This window comes from Psychrobacter sp. 72-O-c, from assembly GCF_904846605.1.
Taxonomy (GTDB): Bacteria; Pseudomonadota; Gammaproteobacteria; order Pseudomonadales; family Moraxellaceae; genus Psychrobacter.
Genome location: NZ_CAJHBI010000025.1, coordinates 14,396 through 37,445 on the forward strand (window position 1 = coordinate 14,396; position 23,050 = coordinate 37,445).

Annotated in this window: 19 protein-coding genes and 1 pseudogene; 5 read left to right on the forward strand and 15 right to left on the reverse strand. The window is 45.2% G+C overall.

Going from position 1 to position 23,050, the window contains the following annotated elements:
• Window positions 1-128: 128 nt before the first annotated feature.
• Genes JMX97_RS09895 through JMX97_RS09925 form a run of 7 tightly spaced genes read right to left on the reverse strand, consistent with a single transcriptional unit; the run spans window position 129 to window position 5,416 of the window.
• Window positions 129-1,640, reverse strand: coding sequence for a complex I subunit 5 family protein (locus tag JMX97_RS09895; protein ID WP_201557669.1), 1,512 nt, complete (start codon window positions 1,638-1,640; stop codon window positions 129-131).
• Entirely contained in the window at window positions 1,637-3,088 is a 1,452-nt protein-coding gene (locus tag JMX97_RS09900; protein WP_201557670.1) for a complex I subunit 5 family protein, read from the reverse strand. Before JMX97_RS09900 ends, JMX97_RS09895 begins: the two co-directional genes overlap by 4 nt.
• Window positions 3,085-3,399: an NADH-quinone oxidoreductase subunit K gene (locus tag JMX97_RS09905; RefSeq protein ID WP_201557671.1), complete on the reverse strand. Its 315-nt coding sequence runs from the start codon at window positions 3,397-3,399 to the stop codon at window positions 3,085-3,087. Before JMX97_RS09905 ends, JMX97_RS09900 begins: the two co-directional genes overlap by 4 nt.
• Window positions 3,399-4,349, reverse strand: coding sequence for a hydrogenase subunit MbhD domain-containing protein (locus JMX97_RS09910; protein ID WP_201557673.1), 951 nt, complete (start codon window positions 4,347-4,349; stop codon window positions 3,399-3,401). The genes JMX97_RS09905 and JMX97_RS09910 overlap by 1 nt, the downstream gene beginning before the upstream one ends.
• Window positions 4,337-4,636, reverse strand: a complete 300-nt coding sequence (gene mnhG, locus JMX97_RS09915; protein WP_227671546.1) for a monovalent cation/H(+) antiporter subunit G — start codon at window positions 4,634-4,636, stop codon at window positions 4,337-4,339. Before mnhG ends, JMX97_RS09910 begins: the two co-directional genes overlap by 13 nt.
• Window positions 4,623-4,907 (reverse strand): monovalent cation/H+ antiporter complex subunit F, encoded by a 285-nt coding sequence (locus JMX97_RS09920; RefSeq protein ID WP_265089452.1) that lies wholly within the window; start codon window positions 4,905-4,907, stop codon window positions 4,623-4,625. The genes mnhG and JMX97_RS09920 overlap by 14 nt, the downstream gene beginning before the upstream one ends.
• Window positions 4,904-5,416 (reverse strand): Na+/H+ antiporter subunit E, encoded by a 513-nt coding sequence (locus JMX97_RS09925; protein ID WP_201557676.1) that lies wholly within the window; start codon window positions 5,414-5,416, stop codon window positions 4,904-4,906. The genes JMX97_RS09920 and JMX97_RS09925 overlap by 4 nt, the downstream gene beginning before the upstream one ends.
• Window positions 5,417-5,859: 443 nt before the next feature.
• Between JMX97_RS09925 and JMX97_RS14025 the strand changes: the two are divergent.
• A pseudogene (locus tag JMX97_RS14025) lies at window positions 5,860-5,979 on the forward strand (helix-turn-helix domain-containing protein); the annotation flags it as partial.
• 208 nt (window positions 5,980-6,187) lie between these two features.
• On the opposite strand, the gene pepN reads toward JMX97_RS14025, so the two are convergent.
• Window positions 6,188-8,845, reverse strand: coding sequence for an aminopeptidase N (gene pepN / locus JMX97_RS09935; RefSeq protein ID WP_201557684.1), 2,658 nt, complete (start codon window positions 8,843-8,845; stop codon window positions 6,188-6,190).
• Window positions 8,846-9,308: 463 nt separating this feature from the next.
• Here pepN and JMX97_RS09940 point away from each other — a divergent pair, with 463 nt between their 5' ends.
• From JMX97_RS09940 to JMX97_RS09950, 3 genes are all read left to right on the forward strand, one after another.
• The gene (locus tag JMX97_RS09940) at window positions 9,309-9,932 is read left to right on the forward strand and encodes a DUF6231 family protein (protein ID WP_201557685.1); all 624 of its coding nucleotides are present in this window, start codon (window positions 9,309-9,311) and stop codon (window positions 9,930-9,932) included.
• Window positions 9,933-10,258: 326 nt separating this feature from the next.
• On the forward strand, window positions 10,259-10,810 hold the full coding sequence (pal, locus tag JMX97_RS09945) for a peptidoglycan-associated lipoprotein Pal (protein WP_201557687.1): 552 nt from the start codon (window positions 10,259-10,261) through the stop codon (window positions 10,808-10,810).
• Between the two features lie 234 nt (window positions 10,811-11,044).
• Entirely contained in the window at window positions 11,045-11,788 is a 744-nt protein-coding gene (locus tag JMX97_RS09950; RefSeq protein WP_201557695.1) for a 4'-phosphopantetheinyl transferase family protein, read from the forward strand.
• Window positions 11,789-11,917: 129 nt separating this feature from the next.
• Here JMX97_RS09950 and JMX97_RS09955 read toward each other — a convergent pair whose 3' ends face one another.
• Complete coding sequence (locus JMX97_RS09955) at window positions 11,918-12,724, reverse strand: hypothetical protein (RefSeq protein WP_201557697.1); 807 nt, start codon at window positions 12,722-12,724, stop codon at window positions 11,918-11,920.
• Between the two features lie 635 nt (window positions 12,725-13,359).
• Here JMX97_RS09955 and JMX97_RS09960 point away from each other — a divergent pair.
• Entirely contained in the window at window positions 13,360-14,118 is a 759-nt protein-coding gene (locus tag JMX97_RS09960; RefSeq protein ID WP_201557699.1) for an IclR family transcriptional regulator, read from the forward strand.
• A gap of 189 nt (window positions 14,119-14,307) precedes the next feature.
• On the opposite strand, the gene mmsB is transcribed toward JMX97_RS09960, so the two are convergent.
• From mmsB to JMX97_RS09990, 6 genes are all read right to left on the reverse strand, one after another.
• The gene (gene mmsB, locus JMX97_RS09965) at window positions 14,308-15,300 is read right to left on the reverse strand and encodes a 3-hydroxyisobutyrate dehydrogenase (RefSeq protein WP_201557708.1); all 993 of its coding nucleotides are present in this window, start codon (window positions 15,298-15,300) and stop codon (window positions 14,308-14,310) included.
• 149 nt (window positions 15,301-15,449) lie between these two features.
• Window positions 15,450-16,697 carry an enoyl-CoA hydratase/isomerase family protein gene (locus tag JMX97_RS09970; RefSeq protein ID WP_201557710.1) on the reverse strand — a complete coding sequence of 416 codons (1,248 nt, stop codon included), beginning with the start codon at window positions 16,695-16,697 and terminating at the stop codon, window positions 15,450-15,452.
• Window positions 16,698-16,762: 65 nt separating this feature from the next.
• Window positions 16,763-17,545, reverse strand: coding sequence for an enoyl-CoA hydratase (locus JMX97_RS09975; protein ID WP_201557712.1), 783 nt, complete (start codon window positions 17,543-17,545; stop codon window positions 16,763-16,765).
• A gap of 78 nt (window positions 17,546-17,623) precedes the next feature.
• Window positions 17,624-18,784, reverse strand: coding sequence for an acyl-CoA dehydrogenase family protein (locus JMX97_RS09980; RefSeq protein WP_201557715.1), 1,161 nt, complete (start codon window positions 18,782-18,784; stop codon window positions 17,624-17,626).
• A gap of 256 nt (window positions 18,785-19,040) precedes the next feature.
• Window positions 19,041-20,525, reverse strand: coding sequence for a CoA-acylating methylmalonate-semialdehyde dehydrogenase (locus JMX97_RS09985; RefSeq protein ID WP_201557717.1), 1,485 nt, complete (start codon window positions 20,523-20,525; stop codon window positions 19,041-19,043).
• Between the two features lie 378 nt (window positions 20,526-20,903).
• Window positions 20,904-22,946, reverse strand: a complete 2,043-nt coding sequence (locus tag JMX97_RS09990) for a propionate--CoA ligase (protein ID WP_201557719.1) — start codon at window positions 22,944-22,946, stop codon at window positions 20,904-20,906.
• Between the last annotated feature and the right edge of the window lie 104 nt (window positions 22,947-23,050).

A 23,050-nucleotide genomic window follows, 5' to 3' on the forward strand; every position in this document is an offset into this window, starting at 1 on the left:
TCGATTGATTATCCATTTTAGTGATAAAACAATTATGTTCAGAAAATGATACTAACAACAGGCACACCAGCCATTAGAATCCCAGCCGCTTTAAATGCACTTATACCCAGAGATTTAAGTCAAAATCATCACGGCTCAGTGTTGAAATACTCACGATCAGTAATAAACTGCGCCCAAGCAATTGGACCAACATCGTACATTGCTAATATGCCAAAGGCGACCACTGCAAAGGCAGTTAGCGCTGGTGGTAGCAGTAATTGCCAAGGCGTTACTGGCCAAGGATTCTTGGCGGTAACTTTGCTCGGCCACTGAGCCGGTGCTGGTAGCAACCAAAGGCGCCATAAGATAGGTAGGAAGTATATGGCATTCAGCGCCGTTGAAATCCATAGTACCCAAACCACCCAGTCCATTTGCGCAGCTATAGCACCATTTTTTAACCAGTATTTGGTGACAGCACCTGCTGTCAAGGGCGCACCCATCATCCCTAAAGCGGCGATGCTAAAGGATATGCTAGTTAGCGGCATGCGCCGGCCAGCTCCATTCATATCACGAATTTTATAAACACCAAGCGTTTCAGCGTAATTACCCGCACTAAAAAATAGCGTTATTTTCATAACACCTTGATGTACTAGATGCACCAGTCCACCAATGGTTCCAACAGGACCGAACAAGGCAGTACCTAAGGCAATGTATGACACTTGACTCACGGTAGAATACGCTAGTCGTTTTTTTAAGTCTTCTTGGAAAACAGCGAGCAAACTACCCCATACGATAGTTATAGACGCCCAAATAGCTAATGGCAATAACAGCTTTAGCTGCTGAGCGAATTCTATCCCGAACACCTCGTAAACCACACGGACGATACCAAAGGCGCCGGCTTTTACTACCGCTACGGCATGCAGCAAAGCACTAACGGGTGCAGGTGCCACCATGGCTTTTGGTAGCCAACCGTGCAGTGGCACCAACGCTGCTTTTACACCCAATCCAATCATTAGTAGAATAAAAATAATAACCAGCGAGGTATGATGCTCCGCGCCTAAGCCACTCAAAAAACCACCTTCGGTAAATTCCAAATTGCCGGTCAGGGTATAGAGCCATACCGTTCCCAGCAACATCAGACTACCGCCGCCGAGGGTATAGATCAGATAAGTTTGCCCAGCTTTGCGCGCCGCCTCAGTACCGCGATGTACCACCAACGGATACGTCGTTAGGGTCAGTAGCTCATAGAAAATTAAAAATGTTAGCAGATTACCAGCCATGGCCACGCCAATTGCGGCGGTAACGCACAAACTAAAAAAGCCAAAGAAGCGACTACGGTGGGGCTCATTTTCCAAATAACCTATAGCGTAAATTGTCGTAAGTAGCCACAGGCAAGCGGATAAGGTGACAAAAAACAGTGCCAGTGGATCAGCTCGCAATACCAGCTCGATACCTGGTAGTAGCACCCATCGCGCTTCATAGCTATAACCTTGGGTAACCCCCCATAGCATCCAACCTACGAGCACAAGCTTTAAGGTAGCACCGGCCAAGTTAAGCACGGTACGAATACGCACGCTTTTTTCAGGTAGCTTAAAAATGATAATTGCCGGTAACAGTGAGCCCAACACCACCAAACACGGCAAAAGAGCGCTTAAGTTCATGACCCACTCCCACTAAAAGGTGCGCCAATCTGCAATAGTGACAAAAAGGGTACCGCCAAAAAGCCCAGCGTAATAGCACCGAGCGCCAATAGTAATGCTGCCCATTCCATACGTGCAGGTATCCTTGATGGTTCGTGGGTCACTTCAGCCTGTGTAAAGCAGCGCCCCAATACTTTGAATATATAAAGTGCGGCAAGCAGCCCACCAATAAGCATTACCGCCACCAAGTCCCAACGCCCCTGCACCAATGCAGCCTCTAGCATTAACCACTTACCAATAAATCCGCCGCTGGGCGGTAAACCCATAATACTAACCCCAGCTAAAGCGAACGCAAAAGCGCTTAGTGGCAGGCGCTGCACCACACGATCAAGATCTTTGATGCGATCATGCCTGCCAAAGTGCAGAAGGTTACCGGCTGCTAAAAACATAGCCGCTTTTGCCAGAGCATGAGAAAGTGCCAGTATTGCAGCCGCATGCCACGCACCCGCTGCAGCTGCTAGCGGAAACACTAAGAATAAATAGCCTATCTGTGCCACCGTGGAGTAGGCTACCAGCAGCTTTAAGCGAGTCTGACGCAAGGCCTGAACAGAACCCCATAAAATAGCCACCGAACCCATTACGCCAAGAAGCACTGCCACAATGTCGCCAGAGATAGGCCCGAACAGCGATACCCATAAACGTACCAAAATGTAGAATGAGGCCTTCACCACCAGCGCTGAGAGCACCGCACTTACAGGGGATGGGGCACTGGCGTGAGCAGGTGGCAACCAAAAATGCAACGGAAATAGCGCGGTTTTTAGTGCTAATCCAACTATCATCAGAACCAAGGCGGCCCATGCTGCTGGCTCTGGTGTTATGCGCTCTGCCAGGATAGAGATATCTACGCTGCCAAAGGTGTGATACAGCAATACAACGCCCAACAGATAGGCAATAGACCCAGCCAGCGTTGATAACAGATAACGCATGGCACCAGCAAGGGCGTCACGGCTGCCAGACAATGCTGTTAAGGCTACAGCTGCCAATCCCATTAATTCTAGCGTGACGTACAGATTGAATAAATCCGCCGAAAGAAATAAAGCGTTTAACGCCGCTAGCAACAATAACCAAATAGGCCAGAACCGATGCGCTTGCTCGGCATTGAAATACGCCGAAGCGTAGATACTACAGCCGGCTCCAACCAAAGCGGTCGCCATCAGCATCACTAGGCTTAAGCCATCGGCATACAACTCAATACCTAGGGGCGCATCCCAGCCGCCCAACGAATGCTGAAACACACCCTGCTGCCAAATCTGTAAGCCTAGACCAGCCACTGCGATTATCATCACTAAGCTATAGGTTAATACCAGTGTCTGCGCTGTACGTGGCCACACAAATACCATCATCGCCGTGATAAGCGGCAAAATAATTAGCATCATCGCCCATGGAATACTCAATAAAATATCGATCATTCTGAGTTTGCTTCCTTGTTTGGTAGCACTGGCTGACCGGTAATTGCTGTCAGTTTCAGCATAAGTACCAGCGCCAGCGCGGTGGCTGCAACTGCCACTACAATACCAGTGATGATCATGGCATGGGGCACCGGATCTGGTATGGCAGTGCCTGTGCGCGTGGCTAATGCTGCTAGCAACAAAAACACCCCACTACCCATTATGTTCAGCGCCAGAATTTTACGCAGCAGATGACGATAGCGTAATAATCCATGTAAGCCAATTGCAAAAAGCCCCACACCTGCCAGCCCATATATTAACGCCGCGCTCATCACCATTTCTCCTTACTCGGGCGCGTGCCCATAAACAACGCAATAAGCGCGGCTGCAATAGAAAGTGTAGCCGCCGTTTCGATGACTAATATAAGCACTCCAGCCCACTCGATTGGCAACTGTAAAAATCGGCCTTCTAGGAGCCCAGTAATAATGCCCAGCAGCAAAAATGTTGCCGGTCCTAATACCAGCAGCAAGCGTAGAGGCCAACCGACCCATGCATCAGGTAACCGCGAGCCTGACAACAGCATCAGCACCCCTGCAGCTGCCAGCACAGCGCCGGCTTGAAAGGCGCCGCCGGGACCATAAGCGCCCACCCAAAGTAAATACGCCGCCACCATAATTAGTAAGGGCACTAACAGTCGTGATAGCGTATCCAGAACCAATCCTGGTGCTGTCTCTTGTCGTGGTAGTGGCAAACCTAATGACCACACGCCAAGCAGCGCTAGCAACAGTACAAATAACTCAAGCAAAGTGTCATAACCACGAAAATTCAGTAGTACGGCTGTCACCGGATTAGTGACCCCACTATTACCTAAATCGGCAGCAACACTGATACTGAGTCCAGCAGCCTCCGGTGGTAACATCCAAACGGCATATCCCAGTCCTGTCGCGACAAGCACCGCAATCGCTAAACTTGCGAGCGTACGGACACTGCTAAAACGGTTGCCAAGCTCTATGCTTTCCAAATTGGTAACTGATGTACTGGCATGCAAATTTTTGTAAGCCGTTAGTAATAATGCTCCGGTTAAACCGGCACCAATAGCCGCTTCAGCCAAAGCCACATCTGGCGCATTTAAGCGTACCCAAGCCAACGCCATCATCAGTCCGAAGGCAATAAACAGCACAATAGCCTTAAACAGTTTGGCACTGCTAAGTGCCCCCCAAGCCAACCCTAGCGCTATCAGTCCAATCACGATGTCAATGGCAGAACCAATCAGCGTCTCCATGGTCGAATACCCCGTTGCAACGCCCCGTGCGCAACCAAATAAGATACGCTCGCGCCAGCAAGCAGCACTAGTAGCCAAACCAGTACTAATTTTGCCACTACAGGCCAAGATTCTGCTTGTACTGCCAACCCTATCACTATAAAGCCCAGCCCTAAATTATCGGCCTTAGTAAGGGCATGAAGCCGGGTAAAAACATCTGGGAAACGCAATAAACCTAGCGTGCCCGCTAAAAAGAACACGCCGCCCATGAGCAGCATGAATGCAGAAAAATAGTCACTTACTGTCATTATCATTCTCCAAAAATACCCAAGCACGGCGTACAAAAGCGACCGCTGTGACCGTCGCCAGCAGCGCAAATACCAATGCCACATCACGTAATGCTGCACTGCTTGAGGCCTCAGCAAGTAACAATAGAATAGCCACAGCGGTAGTACCAAATAGTTGCGCTGCCAACATGCGATCAGCGGCGGTAGGTCCGCGCAACACTCGCCACATTCCAACGCCCAAATTCAGCAGCAGGAACAAGGCTAGTACTAGGCATAAGTTCTGTATAGTCAAGAATCCTCCCGTCCAGTCTGCTCAGACAAGCTTGGAAATATCTGCCCCAAACGTTGCTCCAAGCGTTGCAACTCAGCTAAATAATTACTTTGGCTATCAAGTATATGCACTTTTAATATATTTCCCTCGATCTCAGAGCTCAGCGTGCCAGGTAGCAAGCTTGTTATATTGATCATAGCCACTTGCGCCAAACCTGAGGACAGCCGCAACGGATATTCAATAAGCTCCGGCGCTAAGGACATGCTCGGTTGAAACGCCAGTTGCGCGACTTCTATACCACCCTTTAATGATTGCCAAAGGAAAATAGGTATAAACGCTACCAATCGCCACCACACAACCCTCACTGGTGGCAACAACGCAATGCTGACCGCCACCGCGCAGAGAACTGCAGGCGCACCAATCACCCATGAACTAGCCTCACCGCCGGAGAGCACCCACCACATAATTGAAAATAGCAGAAGCCGCGATACAACCGCTGAACCATCAATTTCTTGACCCTTTATTCTCATGCAATCTATTCCCAATTTAGGATGATTCATTCAAAAATATCGCCACTGTATTAACACTGGTCGTGTAACGTGACCTACCATACAGCGCGTATAGTCGATTCAGTTTGAAAAGGATACAGTGTTGCTGGAATGAATTTTTTGCAGCCTCTGTCTAGAAGCACGCAGCACGCCAGAAAAATTTATACCAGTAGCACGTTGCTATATACGACTCCTTTTTATTGTGAACCACCTATAGTATAAAAGATTCAAAATAATACCAAACCCAAAATATACAGTATAATTTAAACATGGCTATACAAACATACACCCTAAAAGATTATGGCTTTGGCAAACTCTCGAAGACCGAGAGTAATCCCAGAGCTCGTTAACGTCTACTCATTCTATATCAATATAGCATGGGCAAAGCCACTAACGACATTGCCAAATAACACTATAGCGTTCGCCATACCGTTAACGGTATTTACGAGATGTTAAAACGTATCGGTATGAGCGGGATAAGTGCCCGTAGCCAGTACCCAAAAGCAGATGAAAAGGTACAAAAAGCTTTTAAAAAAACTTCATAGCATAGGTTAAAGACGCTCTACCTTACAAAGAATGCGAAAAAATGATAAATAAATCGAATACTATCTATATAATTACTGAGAAAAATGTCCAGTCTATGATGAAAACGCTGTCACGCAAGTTAAAGATACGCTGGCTAAAACCCAAAAAGCCCATCTTCGTAGATGGGCTTTTTTATGTTTATTAATTATACAACGTTAGCAGCTTATGCTAGTTACCTACTGCACCCAACACACTATCTAAGCTTTCAAGAACATGCTTAGAAGTGGCATTCTGCTGCAAATCTAACAGATGATCATGCGCCATTTGACGACGGGGCTCAACTAAGGTGTACCAACGTGCCAACACTTGTAAAAGCCGTGAAGCGACGACTGGATTAGCCTCATCCAACTTTTTGATCACACTGATGTAGATGTCCAAACCCTCTGGCGTCCATAGTACTGCTGGCTGCGCGGTAAAGGCACTAATCACTGAACGTATGCGGTTGGGCGTATTCCAGTCAAAGTCAGCATGAGCAAGTAAGTATTCAATAGTATCCGTGCTAACGTGGTCTGCCGAAGCTTGCACACTGAACCATAAATCAATGACCAAATCATCGGCTTGAAAGCGGTTATAAAAATCTGCTAAGTATTCGTTCGCACCTGCAACTTGATGATTGACCATGGTTTTTAGGGCACCAAAACGTTCAGTCATACAGCTTGCGGCGTCATACTGCTGTTGCGCCCATTTAGGTGCGGCCGCTACTTTCGCGGTTAGTGCCATATCTAACACTACGTTGCGCAGGGCGCGGGTACCACGAGCTTCAGAGCTGTCTTCATAGGACTGTAGCGGTAGCTGCTCATATAATACGGTCCACTGATCTTTTAGCGAATCAGCAACTTTTTTATACAAGCCTTCTCGTTGTTGCTTAATCAGCACAGGATCATAATTTTGATGAATGGCCGATGCTAGCTCTTGTGGTGATGGAATGTCAAGCAAGCGCGCTGCCAGCATAGCATCATCAGCAGCCAGTTTTGGCAAGGTCTCAGCCAAAGCTTGCAGATATACCTCAGGGCTGCTTTTGGAACCATGGCTTGGTAACAAAATACGATTGACCAGCATTTGGGTCACTTGCCAGCGGTTAAATCCACTGGTTTCATGAGTCAATAAAAATGCCAAATCTTCATCTTGATAATCATAATTCAGCTGTACCGGCGCACTAAAATCGCGTAGCAGTGATACCACAGGTTCGCTTGCGACATTATCAAAGCTAAAGGTTTGCTCAGCTTGATCTAACATCAACAACCGTTCAGTGATAATATTGCCCGTCCCTTTATCAAACAGCGCAGTCGCCACTGGAATCGGTAGCGGCTTTGGTGCATCAAACCCAGCAACATGGCGGGTCTGCTGACTTAGAGTAATGGTTAAAGTTTGGGTTTCATTATCATAGTTTTGATGACCAGATACCATTGGCGTTCCCGGCTGACGATACCAATCGATAAAGTCTTCAATCTTACTGTCGGTAATGCTTAGCGCCGATAAGAAGTCCTCAACGGTTACCGCTTGTCCATCATAACGACGAAAGTACTCATCTGTGCCTTTACGGAAATTGTCTGGCCCTAGAGTATTGGCCAGCATACGCACAATTTCTGCACCCTTCTCATACACGGTAGTGGTATAAAAATTATTAATCTCAACAAAGCTCTCAGGACGTACCGGATGTGCCAGCGGCCCAGCGTCTTCTGCAAACTGATGCGCGCGCAAAGTGGCCACATCATCGATGCGCTGTACCGCACTGGATTGCTGGTCCGCTGAAAAGGACTGATCACGGAAAACGGTAAAGCCTTCTTTTAAGCATAATTGAAACCAATCGCGGCAGGTAATACGGTTACCCGTCCAGTTATGGAAATACTCGTGGGCAATCACTGCTTTCACATTAAAGCTGCGCGCATCGGTGGTGGTCTCTGGACTCGATAATACACAAGCGGTATTAAAGATATTAAGGCCTTTATTTTCCATGGCACCCATATTAAATTGACTGACCGCCACGATCATATAACGATCTAAGTCATACGCACGGCCATAATTAACTTCGTCCCAGACCATCGCATCTTTTAATGCTTGCATACCGACCTGACATTTATCAATATCGGTTGATTTAGCATACAGCTCTAGAGTGACTTCACGACCCTCGCTAGTAGTATGAGAATCAGTCAGCACATCTAAATCGGCAACCACACAGGCAAACAAATAGCTCGGCTTATTAGTGGGGTCATGCCAAATCGCATAATGGCGGTCTGAGGTACCTGGCACATCGCCCTGCTCGACTAAATTACCATTGCCCAAAAGCGTTGGATAGCGTTTATCGGCTTCAATACGAGTGGTAAATATCGCTAACACATCAGGACGATCCGGATAAAAGGTAATCTTGCGAAAGCCTTCTGGCTCACACTGAGTGACAAACATGGTGTCGCTACCACTGCCTGCCATATAGAGACCTTCTAGTGCGGTATTGGTTTGCGGGCAGATTCTTACTTGCAGCTGTAAGGTCAAGCTATCAGGCGCATCAGTAATCGTCAGCTTGCCTGCTTCTTGATGATAACGCTCAGGCGCAAGCGGCGCACCATCCAGCATAATCGTCAGCAACTCCATCTCTTCATCACCATGAAGTACCAGATCACCAGTTGTCTGTCGCACCATTTTCAGGGTACTGTCTATCTGCGCATAGTCGTCAAACAGTTTGATATCTAAATCAACCGTATCTACATCAAAGCTGGGGGGTTTATAGTCTTGTAGATTAATTTTACTATTCATTTCGCTAGGAGCATGTAGCGGTGCATCAGGCATTTCAGGATTGATAATTTGGGCGTCGTTTTCAGCGATAGACATGGTTATTCCTATTATTGTGTACTAGCAAAGAATTGTTTTGTATTAAGAAAAAAGGGCTGTTAGCGTATGAAAGTTATATGAACTTGGCTTATAAGCTAAGTTTAATTATAGTTAGCCTTATCGCTACCTTGACCTAAGTTGCGAGATTTTCAAGAGCAAACATCAACAAAATCGAACTTATTGGCTATTATACCGCTGACAACTCAAGTTTCGATACGTTCCAGGTGTCGATACGTTGAACCCCACAAACAACTGCAGTGGCTTAGTATAGATAGTAGCTAATAAAATGGGTGTGTTAATTTGTCCCAGCCACACTGTCTCTGTTTTAAAGCAAATCAACTACATCGAGACGATAACCATAAAGTATGAGGATAATATTAGTGTGTGTTATTCATTGGTTTATAAAGCTTAAAGTGATTTAATAGACTTACTGGTGACCCACCTTGAATAAACGGCCTATTTTATGATGAACCACCCTACTAACTGTCCCAATATTACTTTGCCATTACTGATAGCCTACGTTGAGGTACTACTGCCATCAATCACCAAAATACCAATAGATACTGGCGACCATACAGACACGATTAATAATAAGCATGATAACGCTGCAGAGCTGTTGTGGGTCGTACAAGACAAAGCTGAGGTGTTAGCGCGGCGCGCGCAGCTGATTCAAAACACAGATGATAAAAATGACAGTGAGGCGAGTAGCTCGCATCTATCCACCTTGCCAGCCCTTGCTCAACAACCTGTGCTTGAACGTTATGAGCTTGCCTGTTTTTGGTTGCCCACGCTATCAGAGGAGCTACTACAGCAGTATATTCCGCTACTGATGGGCTATCGTGATCTGTATGCTACGCATCTGCTTATCGCCCTCGACAGTACAATAGACTTACGGGCTTATGGTCTTACTCCGTTTGATATCTTAAGCGAGCAACCTGCAATGTTAAATAATGCCACTAACCCCATGGAATCGTCGAAATCATTGACGCTTTGGCAGTTTAATTTATACGATTATAAAAAACTGCCAAATTGGCTTAATGCTGATTATTGGGCCAATCCTGAAAACTGGGACAAACGTCGCTGGTAGTCGTTTTTATTGATGACCCCTAATTGATGATCCCTGCTAGTAAACCTTGTTTTTTCTCTTTATTCTCGTTAGATTGATAGTCTAACAAAGCAAAACCTTCTTTGAATGATAAGCGCTGGACAGCGTTATAATTAGAAGGGTAATCAGACCTAATATAGATTACTAACTGTATAGGGTAATAATAGACAAAATTTGACATCATTTACAGTAATGCTATTTACATAACGTAACATTAGTTCTACTATGAGTAGGAATTGCCCAAGTTTTACTATATTCTATATTCAGTTTAAAAATAACAAATTTGCTTAAAAATTTAGGAGCTCGTCATGTCTATTCAAGTCGTTTTATCTAACCCTGTGTCAAAGAATCGTTTCGCTAAAATTGCTGCACTTGCCGTATTATCAAGTGCTGTGGCGCTAACTACGGGTTGTGCTACCAAGCGTGCAACCTCTGAGGTTGTCATTGCGCCTTTAGGTATTCCAAGTGGTCAAGTAGGATATACGGGCGCTGTTATTGTGGATAATCCAAATGCCATTATTACTGCCGCTGATAATTTACAAGCTGTGGTATATTTTGGTTTTGATAGCAGCGAGATTACCTCACAATCAGCAAGCATACTGAATCAACACGCCAGTCTGTTAAACTCAAACGCAAATGCTGGCGTGCTTATCGCTGGTCATACCGATGAGCGCGGTAGCCGTGAATACAATATGGCATTGGGAGAGCGCCGTGCACAGTCTGTCAGTGGTTACCTTGCTGCCCAAGGCGTATCTGCTAGTAATATTCGTGTGATTAGCTACGGTGAAGAACGTCCTGTTGCTACCGGTAATACTGAAGAAGCCTATGCACAAAACCGCCGTGCTGAGCTGTCTTACTAATAGCTATTAAGCACAGGTAATGCATATTGATCAAAAAAGCCCAGCAATATAAGTATTGCTGGGCTTTTTAAGTTAAGCACTTTTAATGAGTTATTATTTTTAACAACTGGCTCTTACTCGGCCTCATTCAAAATATTTAAAAGCTCTGATGATTGCTTACCAAACATAATAAAATGATGAAGCTACCAACAACCTTTTCTCAACAATCCTTATAGTTACTCATATAAACAACTTATGCAAAATTTGACCTTACGTCATATCCACTATACCCAGCTTGACCCTACAACGTGGTGCGCAACTGCGAAAGTTAGCTCACAGTTACCGCTGAGACTAGGGTCTAAACCACAGCAGCCATTAGCACCAAATATATTATACTCCTACCCTATCAAGCTCCATTCTTTCTATTGGCGACACTGCCCTTTTCAAACCCCATTATCAGCGATAAAAGATGCCGCCAATAAGCGACAACAACAACGTAATGGTGTTCGCCTGCTGCTGCAAAACCTACTCTCTAAGCTCGCTATCATTGACACGTTGGATGACTCCCAATTCCCTTACCGACTCAAAAATAGCAGATATTATGTGTGCTTCAGTCATTCAGTGAACAGTCGGCTAAATGACAAAGTCGCTGTCGTTATTAGTCACCGACGCCCGGTTGGCATCGATATCGAAACCCAAGATGTTGCATGGCAGGTAGCTCAGCGCTTTTATCATCCATCTGAAATTGCTATTTTAGCTGAGTTATCTATAGAACAACGAATTATCATCTCTAAATATTTATGGCAAATCAAAGAGAGCTTTATTAAGGTATATCACTATAAATTGGCGCAAGGCTTAGGAATGGACTATACGTGTCTTATTCCTGCGCTGATAAATAGCTTTACTCAAGAGAGCCGTTCACCCATCATAATTAACGCTAGCAAAACAGGTTATCAAATCGCCATTTTACCTTTTCAACAAACGGTGATTGTTTTTTAAAGGCCTTTTATTAGCCTAGTATTTTTATTGTTAATCGACACTTTATTTTGCACATAAAAAAAACGACCCGAAGGGGCCGTTCTTTTTTAGCTTACTGAACTGTTTACAGAATTTAATGACTTCTGTAAATTAGAAGCGGTAAGTTGCGCCTAGTTTAACAATTGGTAACCACTCTAAGTAGTCTTCATTTTCTAATTCTTTGTTAGCAGCAGCGGCGGCGGCGGCGGCGCCATTAGGACCAGCACCATTTCCACTAGCTGTTACCTTAGCGTTAACGTCACCTAAGTATGCAGCACCAACTTCACCAAACACACCGAAGTTATTGGTAATGTTAGGGCGGAAGCCTACAGTTAAGTAAGGTGCTAGCTCATTGCGATGCTTAATGCTACCTTTCAATGTGCCGACATTCTGATACTCTTGGTCGTTAATTTTAAAATTGCCGTTATCGCCATTCGATTCAATGTCAATCTCGTTGTCAGGTACAATAACACCAGCACCCACAGTGAACCAATTTGCTGCAGGACGTAACTGAACACCCAAGTACGGGTTGCTGAAGTCAGAATCAACATCATATTCAACGTCTTCTACATCAAAGTTACCACCGAATAAATCAGCAACATCACCACCTGCCCAACCAGCTTGTAGTTCGACTTTGTCGTTAAGTGAATAACCTACGCTAGCACCATAACCTAGAGAACCTACTTCAGCACTAACCGATGCTGGATTGATCGCTGTATTGAATAGAGTCTTAGTACCACCAAAAATAGCACCAGTAGTATTACGGATAATACCAGCGTCGCTGTTATATTGGCTAGCAGGAGCCGTTTCGTATGACATTGCATTATCATTGTCAACAACAACGATAGGATCAGCAGCCAAAGCAGCAGTTGACGCTAGAACAGCGGCAGATAGTACAGTTAATTTGATAAGTTTCATGCTTACTCTCCTAAAATATGTGAAATAACTTGCCCATAAAAATGATAATTTAGATTTTTTAGAACCATCATTTTGATGAGAAGATTAAAACAACTTTGGCTCAAAAAGTCACCCCTATGGACGCGTTTTTTGTTTGCCATTATGTAAAGATTGCGTAGGTATTGTAATAATTGCTACACCAATCTGTATAAAACTGTCTTTCAGTTACATAATACTCTCAAAGTAACTAAACAGCATAAACATGAACATCAAAAAGCTTAATGTTCATGTAAGGATATTACAAAATATGTCATCATAATGACGTAACCCTCAAAATTACTCAATGACAGTTATATGGCTTATTATTACAGTTTGTTGTGGTTTGTGAGTTGATGTATCATTAGTTGCTGATAGAAACAAAATTCGCCAATCGAAGCAATAGCACTATAATCACCCAATACACACTACAGTTTAGTTATACTGGATAGGATGCTGAAGTTCACATTATGCTAAACTAACTATTAGCATTTTATTCTTATAGTGCCTGTTCAATAGTGCTTATTTTTCAACACTGGTTCCTAGTAGCCATTAATTCATTGTTTATTGCTTGTCACTGTTTTCCGCGTCTCTCTTTTTATTCTTATTGAGCTGTTTATATGCCTAAAGTATCATCAATTACCCGTGTGTTAGAGATTATAGAAGCGGTGACCTATGCCTCAAAACCCATCTCACCGCTTGAGCTATCACAAACACTTGAGATTCCGAAGCCAACCATCCACCGGTTAATTCAAAACTTAGTCGATGAAGGGTTTGTAGCGGTTGAGATTGGTGGCGGTATCATTCCGGGTAAGCGGGTGCGCAATCTAAGCGTCGAGCTTTGGCAGCAGCGGCTATTCTTTAATGAGCGACAAATGATTTTGCAAAAGCTGGTTGATGAAACTAAGGAGACTTGTGGTATTGGCATTCCTTACCATATGGATATGATCTATACCAACCGCGCGCAAACGACCTTACCACTACAGATTTATTTACCCGTTGGGGCAAAATCGCCTATGTGGTGTACAGCCACTGGTAAGCTTTATCTTAGCCAATTGCCCGTATCCAATCGCCGTAAAATGCTACAGAGCTTACCGCTAAGTAAATTTACCAAAAATACGATTGTTGATATTGATACTTTAAATGCTGAGCTTGACCATATTGCCGAAACCGGTATAGGTATTGATAATGAAGAGTTCATCTCTGAGATGGTGGCAGTAGCAGTGCCTATATTAGATAAAAAGTCACGCTATTTGGCATCGCTGTATTTGCATGCCCCGACGATACGAGTGTCTTTAGATGAGCTACTAACACATGTGCCGCGCTTACGTACCGCCGCGCAAGACATTCAAACATTGGTTTATGAATTACAGAATTAAATGTTAAGTGATAGGCTAAAATAATAAACCGATCCTAATTATAAAAAGTCCGCCTGCGCTATAGCCTTAATAAGGTCAATAGAGCAGGCGGACTTTTTTAGGGCCATTATCTTAGGGTTAAATCTCAAGGCTGAAGTTTTTAAAGCTCATTTACTTTAATGCTAACGTTGATTAAAGAAAACCACTCTATTACGTAGGTAATACTGAACGGTCATGACGCGCCATGATGCTCGAAAAATCTTTATCACCATGCTCGATAGCATGCTCTTCATACAGCTCAGCGGCTTTAGCACCCATCGGCGTATCGACCTCAGTATCTTGTGCGTTTTTCATCGCAAGATTGAGATCTTTTTGCATCAGTTTACTCATAAATCCGCCTTGGTAACCGTTGCTTGATGGCACATTATCCATCACTTGCGGATAAGGGTTATAAACCTCTAGCGTCCAGTTACGTCCTGAGCTTTGTAGCATAATATCTGACAACACTTTGGGGTCTAGGCCATTCTTGACACCCAAGTTGATTGCCTCTGCAGTTCCAGCCATCAAAATACCGAGTAGCATGTTATTACATATCTTCGCTACTTGTCCGGCACCATGATCACCAGCATGAAAGACATTCTTACCCATTGTCGCTAATATCGGCTCAGCTTTCGCAAATGCCTCAGCACTACCGCCAACGATAAAGGTTAAGCTGCCCGCAATAGCGCCGCCTGTACCACCAGAAACCGGGGCATCCAAGAAATTGACGCCCAACTTAGTAGCAGCGTCCGCGACCACAAGAGCGTCCTCTGCGGCAATGGTGCTGCTATCGATGACTAGTGTGCCTTTTGGCAAGTCCGATAACAAACCACTGGCTGCGGTACCATCTGCCGCATCTGAACCATCATTCCCTAGATAAACAGAATGTACGTGCTTGCCAGCGGGCAACATACTGATAACCACTTGAGCATCGGCAGCTGCGGCCTTGGGGCTGTCGGCAACGCGTGCGCCTGCTTGTTGTAAACGCTGCGTCGCTGCATCAGATAAGTCAAACACACTTAGCGTATAACCCGCCTTGAGTAAGTTCTCTGCCATCGGCGCACCCATATTACCAAGACCGATAAAGGCAATATTAGGCTTAGTGCCTTCGTTAGCTGTGGCACTGCTATTATCGTTGTTTTTTGCCGTTTCCGTTGCGCTCATCTCATCACTCCTTGATGATTATGTGGTCAGCACTGCTTATCTGTACTGAGTAGTAAAAACTATTAGAGGGTGTTTATAATTTTGGGTATGCTACTTTATTTTATTAGATTTATAACGCTATCATCGATATCTAGCATACATATTGATATCTAACGCACATATTGAACAGCCAACGACTCAGCGCCTAACCAGTCAGAGAGCGGATGTTCACCTTCAGAATAAGGGTTGTCAAAATGCTGCTCAATATACTTACGCCCTTCTACGCTCAAGCAATCTACTAATGAGCGCGACCACTGCGGATTTTTATCTTTGTCCATAAGTAAGGCACGAACGCCTTCCCTAAAATCAGGGTTCGCGGCGCAATGTACAGCAACATTAGTCTCCAGATATAAGACTTGCTCTATTGAAAGATCAGCTACTTTATGGAATAGCGCATAGGTCAAAGCTACAGTCACTGGACAGCCATGACGATAGGTAGCCACCGCCCGTTGCGTCCAGCTATCCTGAGCAAAGTCAGCATCGAGCTGCGTCAGTGCATCATCATCGCGCATCATGGCATCAATATCTGCCAAGCCGCCGCTAGTCATCAACTTCTGAATAGGCTGCCAATATAGCGCCAACTTACTATCGGGAAGGTCCGCTCTTGGTTGGGATGCCAACGCATGGCTGGTAATGCTATACGCGGTATCAGCTTGATTGGTATCAACCGCCGCTTGCCAATTGCTCTGGATTAAGCGTTGTATGATGGCATCGTAGTCGCTGCTGGCTACTGCATATTCGGCAAGATTGGCCAGTAAAGCATCATTACCATTACACTGCGCGCCAGTCAGGCCTAAAAACAGACCCATCTTGGCCGGTATACGTTGCAAGAACCAGCTGCCGGAGGCATCAGGGAACAAGCCAATAGTGACCTCAGGCATCGCAAAACGCGTGCGCTCAGTAACCAGACGATGGCTACAACCTGACATCAAACCCATGCCCCCGCCCATAATAATGCCATCACCCCATAATATTAAGGGCTTAGTATAAAAGTGCATTTGGCGGTATAAACGGTACTCATGACTAAAGAACTCGGTTGCATAAGGGTTCGGTAGCGGCGCGGTTTCTGACATACTGTCGTAAAGCTTACGGATATCACCGCCCGCACAAAATGCCTTATCACCTGCCCCTTTTAATAATATCGCCACCACTTGCTCATCGCTTTGCCACTGCTCAAGCTGATGCGATAACAATTGACACATCTCAACACTCAAAGCATTCAAAGACTTAGGCGTATTTAAGGTCATGATCCCAATGAGATGTCCGCAATCAGTTGCTTCCGTATTAAAGAGAACTGGCGCTTCTGGCGCGGTGGATGGTTGTTGCGTGGTTTGCTTGGTATTGTCGGCTGCTGTCATAGTAGTGACCTATCAATAATGAACAATCAAAAAGTATTGCTGTGTTAAGTATTTACAAACGGATGCTACTTATTTTGCCAATTGGGCGCGCGTTTGTCTAAAAAGGCCTGAACCCCTTCTCGTTGATCCATAGTATCGAATAACTTAACAAACGCTTCGCGCTCTTTAATGAGGTTTTGCGCTGGCGGCGTATACCTAGCGGCTTGAATCAATTCCTTAGAATGACTGACAGCAACTGGTGACTGCTTAGCCGCTTTTTGAGCCAAAGCTTGTGCCGCTTCCAAACCTTTACCTTTATCAACCACTTCTTCAACCAAACCAATACGCAGCGCCGTCGCTGAGTCTATCCGTTCACCGCACAGTATCATGCGTTTTGCCCAACCTTCACCGACCAGCCATGCTAAGTTTTGGGTGCCGCCAGCGCAAGGCAATAAACCAACGCCCGTCTCTGGTAATGCCATTTGTGCATGATCTTCAGCAATACGGATATCACAAGCTAGCGCACATTCGAGCCCGCCGCCCATGGCATAGCCATTAATGACTGCGATACTGACCCCGCGATAAGCCGACAAGGCTTCAAATGCCTCACCAAAAGCAATCGCCATACTGACTGCGCGACCTTTATCACCATCAGAAAAGTTATTGAGATCTGCACCAGCTGAAAAGAACTTCTCGCCATCGCCATGAATGATTAACGCATAAACTTCATCATTAGCATTGAGGTCACTCATCAACTGCTTAAGCGCTTGAAGACTGTCCATTGTCCAAGTATGTGCAGGCGGGTTATTCAGTGTCAAAGTGGCGACGTGCCCATCAATGGATAAATTTAAATTAGTATAATCCGTCATAAATAATCCTTTATTTTTTCTTTATTCTTACTATGGCTTATTGTATTAAGGCGGTCGCTGGCCTTAGAGAAAATAGCACTAGCGCAAATTGCTGAGTCCATCGTCTTGTAACAGCTGGCGCGAGATAATCACTCGCATAATTTCATTGGTGCCTTCTAGTATTTGATGGACACGCAAATCGCGAACATGACGCTCAAGTGGGTATTCATTCAGATAACCATAGCCACCATGCAGTTGTAAGGCTTGGTTTGCGACATCAAAGCTAAGATCGGTTGATAAACGCTTGGCCATGGCACAATAGGCCGAGGCTTGCGGATCGTTCTGATCAACTTTGCTAGACGCTAGATATAGCATTTGCCGTGCGGTAATCGTTTGAGTGAGCATATCAGCAAGCTTAAATTGTACCGACTGTAGCTCGGCAATCGGGCTGCCAAATTGGCTGCGTTCTTTGACATAATCGGTTGCGGTTTCTAGCGCTGCTTGTGCCGTACCCACCGCACAAATACCAATATTAATACGCCCGCCATCAAGGCCTTTCATGGCGATACGAAAGCCTTGGCCTTCTTCGCCTATCAGGTTGGACGCGGGTACTTTGACGTTTTTAAAACTAATAGTGCGCGTTGGCTGTGCTTTCCAGCCCATTTTATGTTCGTTTTTACCGTATTCGATGCCTTCGCTATGCGCATCGACGACGAATGCTGAGACGCCTTTTGGTCCACTATCACCCGTACGTGCCATGATTACCAATACATCGGTCTCGCCAGCGCCTGAGATAAATGCTTTTTCACCGTTTAGTACATAATGATCGCCTTGCTTATCTGCTTTGGTACGCAAAGAGGCAGCATCAGAACCGGCGCCAGCTTCGGTTAGACAATAGCTGCCCAGCCACTCGCCGCTGACCATTTTAGGTATATATTGCTCGCATAATTCTGCGCTGCCGTACTCACCGATCATCCATGACACCATATTATGGATACTCATATAAGAAGCTACGGAAGTGTCACCCCATGCCAACTCCTCAAAGACAATAGCTGAATCTAAGCGCGGTAGCCCTAAGCCACCATATTCTGGATTGGTATATAGCCCTAAAAAACCAAGCTCGCCAGTTTTTTTAATCACATCGACTGGGAAGTGCGAGGTGCGATCCCACTCAGCAGCGTTGGGCTTAAGCTCTTTTAAAGCAAACTGTCGGGCGGTCTGTCTGAAGGCAACTTGATCGTCAGTTAATGAAAAATCCATGGGGTTATCCTTGTGCTATAGGCACGGTACATAAGTAGAAGGCTAAGTATAATGCATAGTGTAATAAATTTTTATTGCAATATAGAATCGGTATGACGACACCGGAGGTGACACCGTACCGAAACTATAGTGAGATAATCTTATACCATTTTTAAAAGCTAAAGACAGCTAAGGAAACTGGCGTAAGCACTACTATAAGTAGGCTTACGAAGTCTGACAACATTGGCGTTAATTAGTTTATTTTTTGGAGTTGATACTACATTGAAATAGTAGTATTTACACCACGGCTTGCCTCATCGTCAAACCAGCGCGCAGTCACGGTCTTAGTTTGGGTATAAAACTGTACCGCCTGCTTGCCATAAGGGCCGAGAGCGCCAAGCTTACTACCACGTGAGCCTGAGAAAGAGAACATCGGTAGTGGCACAGGAATCGGTAAATTAATTCCGATTTGACCAACCATGATATCTTGTTGGAATTTATGCGCAGCCGCTCCTGACTGGGTAAAGATGGCGGTGCCATTACCATTGGGGTTGGCATTGAGCAGCTCTATCGCGTCATCAAGGCTATCGGCACGCATGATACATAATACCGGGCCAAATATTTCTTGCTGATAGATTTGCATATCGCTAGTGACGTTATCAAAGATAGTTGGCCCAACGAAGTTACCTTTTTCAAAGCCTTCGACGGTAAGACCGCGGCCATCAAGCATTAAACTTGCGCCTTCCTCTACGCCAGTGGCAATCAAGTGCTCAACGCGCTCTTTGGCAGCAGGTGATATCAGTGGCCCTAAGTCTTTATCATTTTTGCCAGCGGAAACTATCAATCCTTCGGCTTTTGCCTTAATCTCATCAACCCATTCGCCAGCTGCGCCAACCAATACTACTACTGATAGGGCCATGCAACGTTGACCAGCAGCGCCAAATGCAGCTCCTGCCAATTGATTGAGGGTCTGTTCTTTATTGGCATCCGGTAAGATAACCGCATGATTTTTGGCGCCCATCATACATTGTGCGCGCTTACCTGACTGACTGGCACGCTCATAGACATGTTTGCCGACTTTGGTAGAGCCCACAAAAGATACCGCTTCGATATCGGGATGATCACAAATAGCATCGACCGTCGCTTTACCGCCATGGACCACGTTCAACACGCCTTCAGGAACACCCGCTTCTACTGCTAACTCAACCAAGCGCATAGTGACCATAGGATCTTGTTCAGAAGGTTTCAGGATAAAGGTATTACCAGTAGCAATCGCCATCGGAAACATCCATAGCGGAATCATCGCTGGGAAGTTAAACGGGGTGATACCAGCACAGACGCCAAGAGGCTGCCAAACACTATAGGTATCGACATCTGAAGCGACGTTTTCGACATAGTCACCAATCTGTAAGTTAGCAATACCAGCCGCATGCTCAACCACTTCTAAACCGCGAAACACATCACCGCGCGCATCGGCAATCGTTTTACCTTGCTCGGCGGTTAAGATTTCTGCCAGCTCATCCATATGCTCGCGAATTAGGGCTTGGTATCTTAAAAAGATACGCGCACGAGTAGTGATAGGCGTCTTACGCCACGTTTGAAAGGCTACTTTTGCGGCGGCTACCGCTTGATTAATCTCATCATCGGTCGTTTGTGGCACCTTCGCAATGACCTCTTGGGTCGCTGGATCAGTGATATCAAGCCATTCATTAGTGCTTGATTTGGTGAATTGGCCATTGATGAGTTGCTGGACGTGATGCATAAGATATCCTTATCTTGTCTGCGAGACTGCCGCTAAGCTACTTCGCTTATAGGGCAGTTTCTTTATTCATTAAAAGGTGAGTAAAACATCATTTATTAACAACTGATTTTCTTATTATCAACTATATTTAAAATGATTTAATACGTATCGTTATTGACTATAACAATAAACCAATTTTAGGGTCAAGTGCTTTGTTGAAGTTTTAGTAAAGTAGATCATTTATAAATAGCAACGTTGCTATCAATGTTGTTATCAACAGAGTGGCTAATTTATTTGAAGTGAACTACGTCAAAAAATATTAAGCTAATAAAAAAGCCCATGGTTGCCCATGAGCTTAGATGTTTACTGTTAATCGTTAGGATAAGCTTTCATGATTAATTAATAATCTTTCATAGACTGCTTCACCGCATCGATCGCTGCAGGGTTGTCGAGTGTTGACATATCTCCTGTGGTCTTGCCTTCAGCCAAAGCGCGAATAGCACGGCGTAGGATTTTACCGGAACGAGTCTTTGGTACTGATTGCGGGAAATAAACCGCTGCTGGACGTGCAATCCCCCCAAGCGACTTGACGACTGCGCCAATAATTTGCTGCTCAAGGCGAAAGCGGTTTTCGGTCGTCGTTACTTGATCATGATCTCTGAGTACACAAAACGCGATAGGTAATTCGCCTTTAAGCTCGTCATGAATACCCACAACCGCACATTCTGCCATTTCTGGATGGGTACTGATAGCCTCTTCGATTTCTTGGGTACCAATACGATGACCAGCGACATTGATGACATCATCGGTACGACCTAAAATATAAAAGTAGCCGTCCTCATCAGTTACCGCATAGTCTGAAGTAGAGTACTCATTGCCATCAGACAAGCTAAAATAGCTGTCAATAAAGCGCTCATCATTACGCCACACGGTAGTCAAGCAACCAGGAGGTAAGGGTGCAGTAATGGCCAGCAAGCCCTTTTCGCCCGCAGCGCAACGCTCACCAGTTTCCTCATTGATCACGTGCGCATCATAGCCATACATCGGATAACCGGGTGAGCCTTGTTTGTGCGGTTTATGATCGAATTTCGGCGTGTTACTCAGAATCGGCCAGCCCGATTCTGTTTGCCAATAATGGTCTAAAATTGGTACGCCCAGATGCTTCTTTAACCAATCTGCTGTGGACTGATCAAGTGGCTCGCCGGCTAAAAAGAAGGATTTGAGACTGGAGACATCATAACGTGTCATCCAAGTCTCATCTTGCTTTTTGAGCATGCGCACGCCCGTGGGTGCGGTAAATAAGATATTGACCTTATTGGCCTCAACAATGCGCCACCAGATACCCGGATTCGGACGATGCGGTAACCCTTCATACATGACGCTAGTCATGCCTGCCAACAGCGGTGCATAAATAGTATAAGAGTGACCCACTGCCCAGCCGATATCCGATATCGCCCAAAAGGTTTCGCCGGCCTTACCATCATAGATATAGTCCATAGAAGTAGTCAGCGCCACGGCATGACCCCCTGTATCACGCTGTACCCCTTTTGGCGTACCGGTCGTGCCAGAAGTGTAAAGCAAATACGACGGGGTATTGGACTCTAGCCACACTGGATCGACAATGGCATTGGCCTCGCAGCTAATACGGCGTTCAGTCGCATAATCGACATCGAGCGCTTGCGGTTTAAAGGGTAAAATACCGCGATCAACGACCAGTACATGCTCAGGCTTGACCGTCGCTTGCTCTACCCCTTGATTGACCAGATTTTTATAATTAATGACCTTACCACCGCGCAGGCCAGCATCAACGGTGATGACCATTTTTGCCTCGGCATCATCCATGCGAATGGCTAAATTGTGCGCCGCAAAGCCGCCAAATACCACTGAATGGATGGCACCAATCCGCGCACAAGCTAACATGGCATAAGCGGCCTCTAAAATCATCGGCATATAGATGATGACTCGGTCACCCTCTCCAACGCCCTGTCTTTGCAACACGTCAGCAAAGTAATTTACTTCTTTATATAGATCATTATAAGTCAGACGGCGCTTGGTATAATCGGTATAAAACTCAACGTTGTTACCTAAATCATTAAAGGCATCAACAATCGCTGGATAAGTCTCTATTAATTCTTGATTAACTTCTGATGTCAGCCAAATAAAAGCATCTTGCTCAGCACGATCAGGCAGATGGCGATCGACGCAGTTATAGCATAAATTGGTCTCACCACCGACGAACCACTGGGCAAACGGCAAGTTACTGTCATCAAGGATTTGCTCTGGCTCTTTATGCCAATAGATACGCTTTGCTTGCTCAGCCCAGAAGTGCTCGCGATCATTGATAGATGACTGATAGATATCAGCAAAGGTGGGCGTTTGCTTAGCGGTTACTGTATTTTCAGAGGTTTGATTAGAGACTTGATTGGTGGCTTGCTCGCTCATAGTGGCTATCCTTAGCGTAAACGAAATACAACGAAATGAAATATAGTGCAATACAATCTTGTTAAATGACATCGTAGCATTATTATAATGGAACTTTATTATAA

Bases quoted from the DNA above. Each gene is read 5' to 3' on its own strand.
- JMX97_RS09895 (WP_201557669.1), bottom strand. From the start codon at position 1,640: ATGAACTTAAGCGCTCTTTTGCCGTGTTTGGTGGTGTTGGGCTCACTG.
- JMX97_RS09900 (WP_201557670.1), bottom strand. From the start codon at position 3,088: ATGATCGATATTTTATTGAGTATTCCATGGGCGATGATGCTAATTATT.
- JMX97_RS09905 (WP_201557671.1), bottom strand. From the start codon at position 3,399: ATGAGCGCGGCGTTAATATATGGGCTGGCAGGTGTGGGGCTTTTTGCA.
- JMX97_RS09910 (WP_201557673.1), bottom strand. From the start codon at position 4,349: ATGGAGACGCTGATTGGTTCTGCCATTGACATCGTGATTGGACTGATA.
- mnhG (WP_227671546.1), bottom strand. From the start codon at position 4,636: ATGACAGTAAGTGACTATTTTTCTGCATTCATGCTGCTCATGGGCGGC.
- JMX97_RS09925 (WP_201557676.1), bottom strand. From the start codon at position 5,416: ATGAGAATAAAGGGTCAAGAAATTGATGGTTCAGCGGTTGTATCGCGG.
- pepN (WP_201557684.1), bottom strand. From the start codon at position 8,845: ATGTCTATCGCTGAAAACGACGCCCAAATTATCAATCCTGAAATGCCT.
- JMX97_RS09940 (WP_201557685.1), top strand. From the start codon at position 9,309: ATGATGAACCACCCTACTAACTGTCCCAATATTACTTTGCCATTACTG.
- pal (WP_201557687.1), top strand. From the start codon at position 10,259: ATGTCTATTCAAGTCGTTTTATCTAACCCTGTGTCAAAGAATCGTTTC.
- JMX97_RS09950 (WP_201557695.1), top strand. From the start codon at position 11,045: ATGCAAAATTTGACCTTACGTCATATCCACTATACCCAGCTTGACCCT.
- JMX97_RS09955 (WP_201557697.1), bottom strand. From the start codon at position 12,724: ATGAAACTTATCAAATTAACTGTACTATCTGCCGCTGTTCTAGCGTCA.
- JMX97_RS09960 (WP_201557699.1), top strand. From the start codon at position 13,360: ATGCCTAAAGTATCATCAATTACCCGTGTGTTAGAGATTATAGAAGCG.
- mmsB (WP_201557708.1), bottom strand. From the start codon at position 15,300: ATGAGCGCAACGGAAACGGCAAAAAACAACGATAATAGCAGTGCCACA.
- JMX97_RS09970 (WP_201557710.1), bottom strand. From the start codon at position 16,697: ATGACAGCAGCCGACAATACCAAGCAAACCACGCAACAACCATCCACC.
- JMX97_RS09975 (WP_201557712.1), bottom strand. From the start codon at position 17,545: ATGACGGATTATACTAATTTAAATTTATCCATTGATGGGCACGTCGCC.
- JMX97_RS09980 (WP_201557715.1), bottom strand. From the start codon at position 18,784: ATGGATTTTTCATTAACTGACGATCAAGTTGCCTTCAGACAGACCGCC.
- JMX97_RS09985 (WP_201557717.1), bottom strand. From the start codon at position 20,525: ATGCATCACGTCCAGCAACTCATCAATGGCCAATTCACCAAATCAAGC.
- JMX97_RS09990 (WP_201557719.1), bottom strand. From the start codon at position 22,946: ATGAGCGAGCAAGCCACCAATCAAGTCTCTAATCAAACCTCTGAAAAT.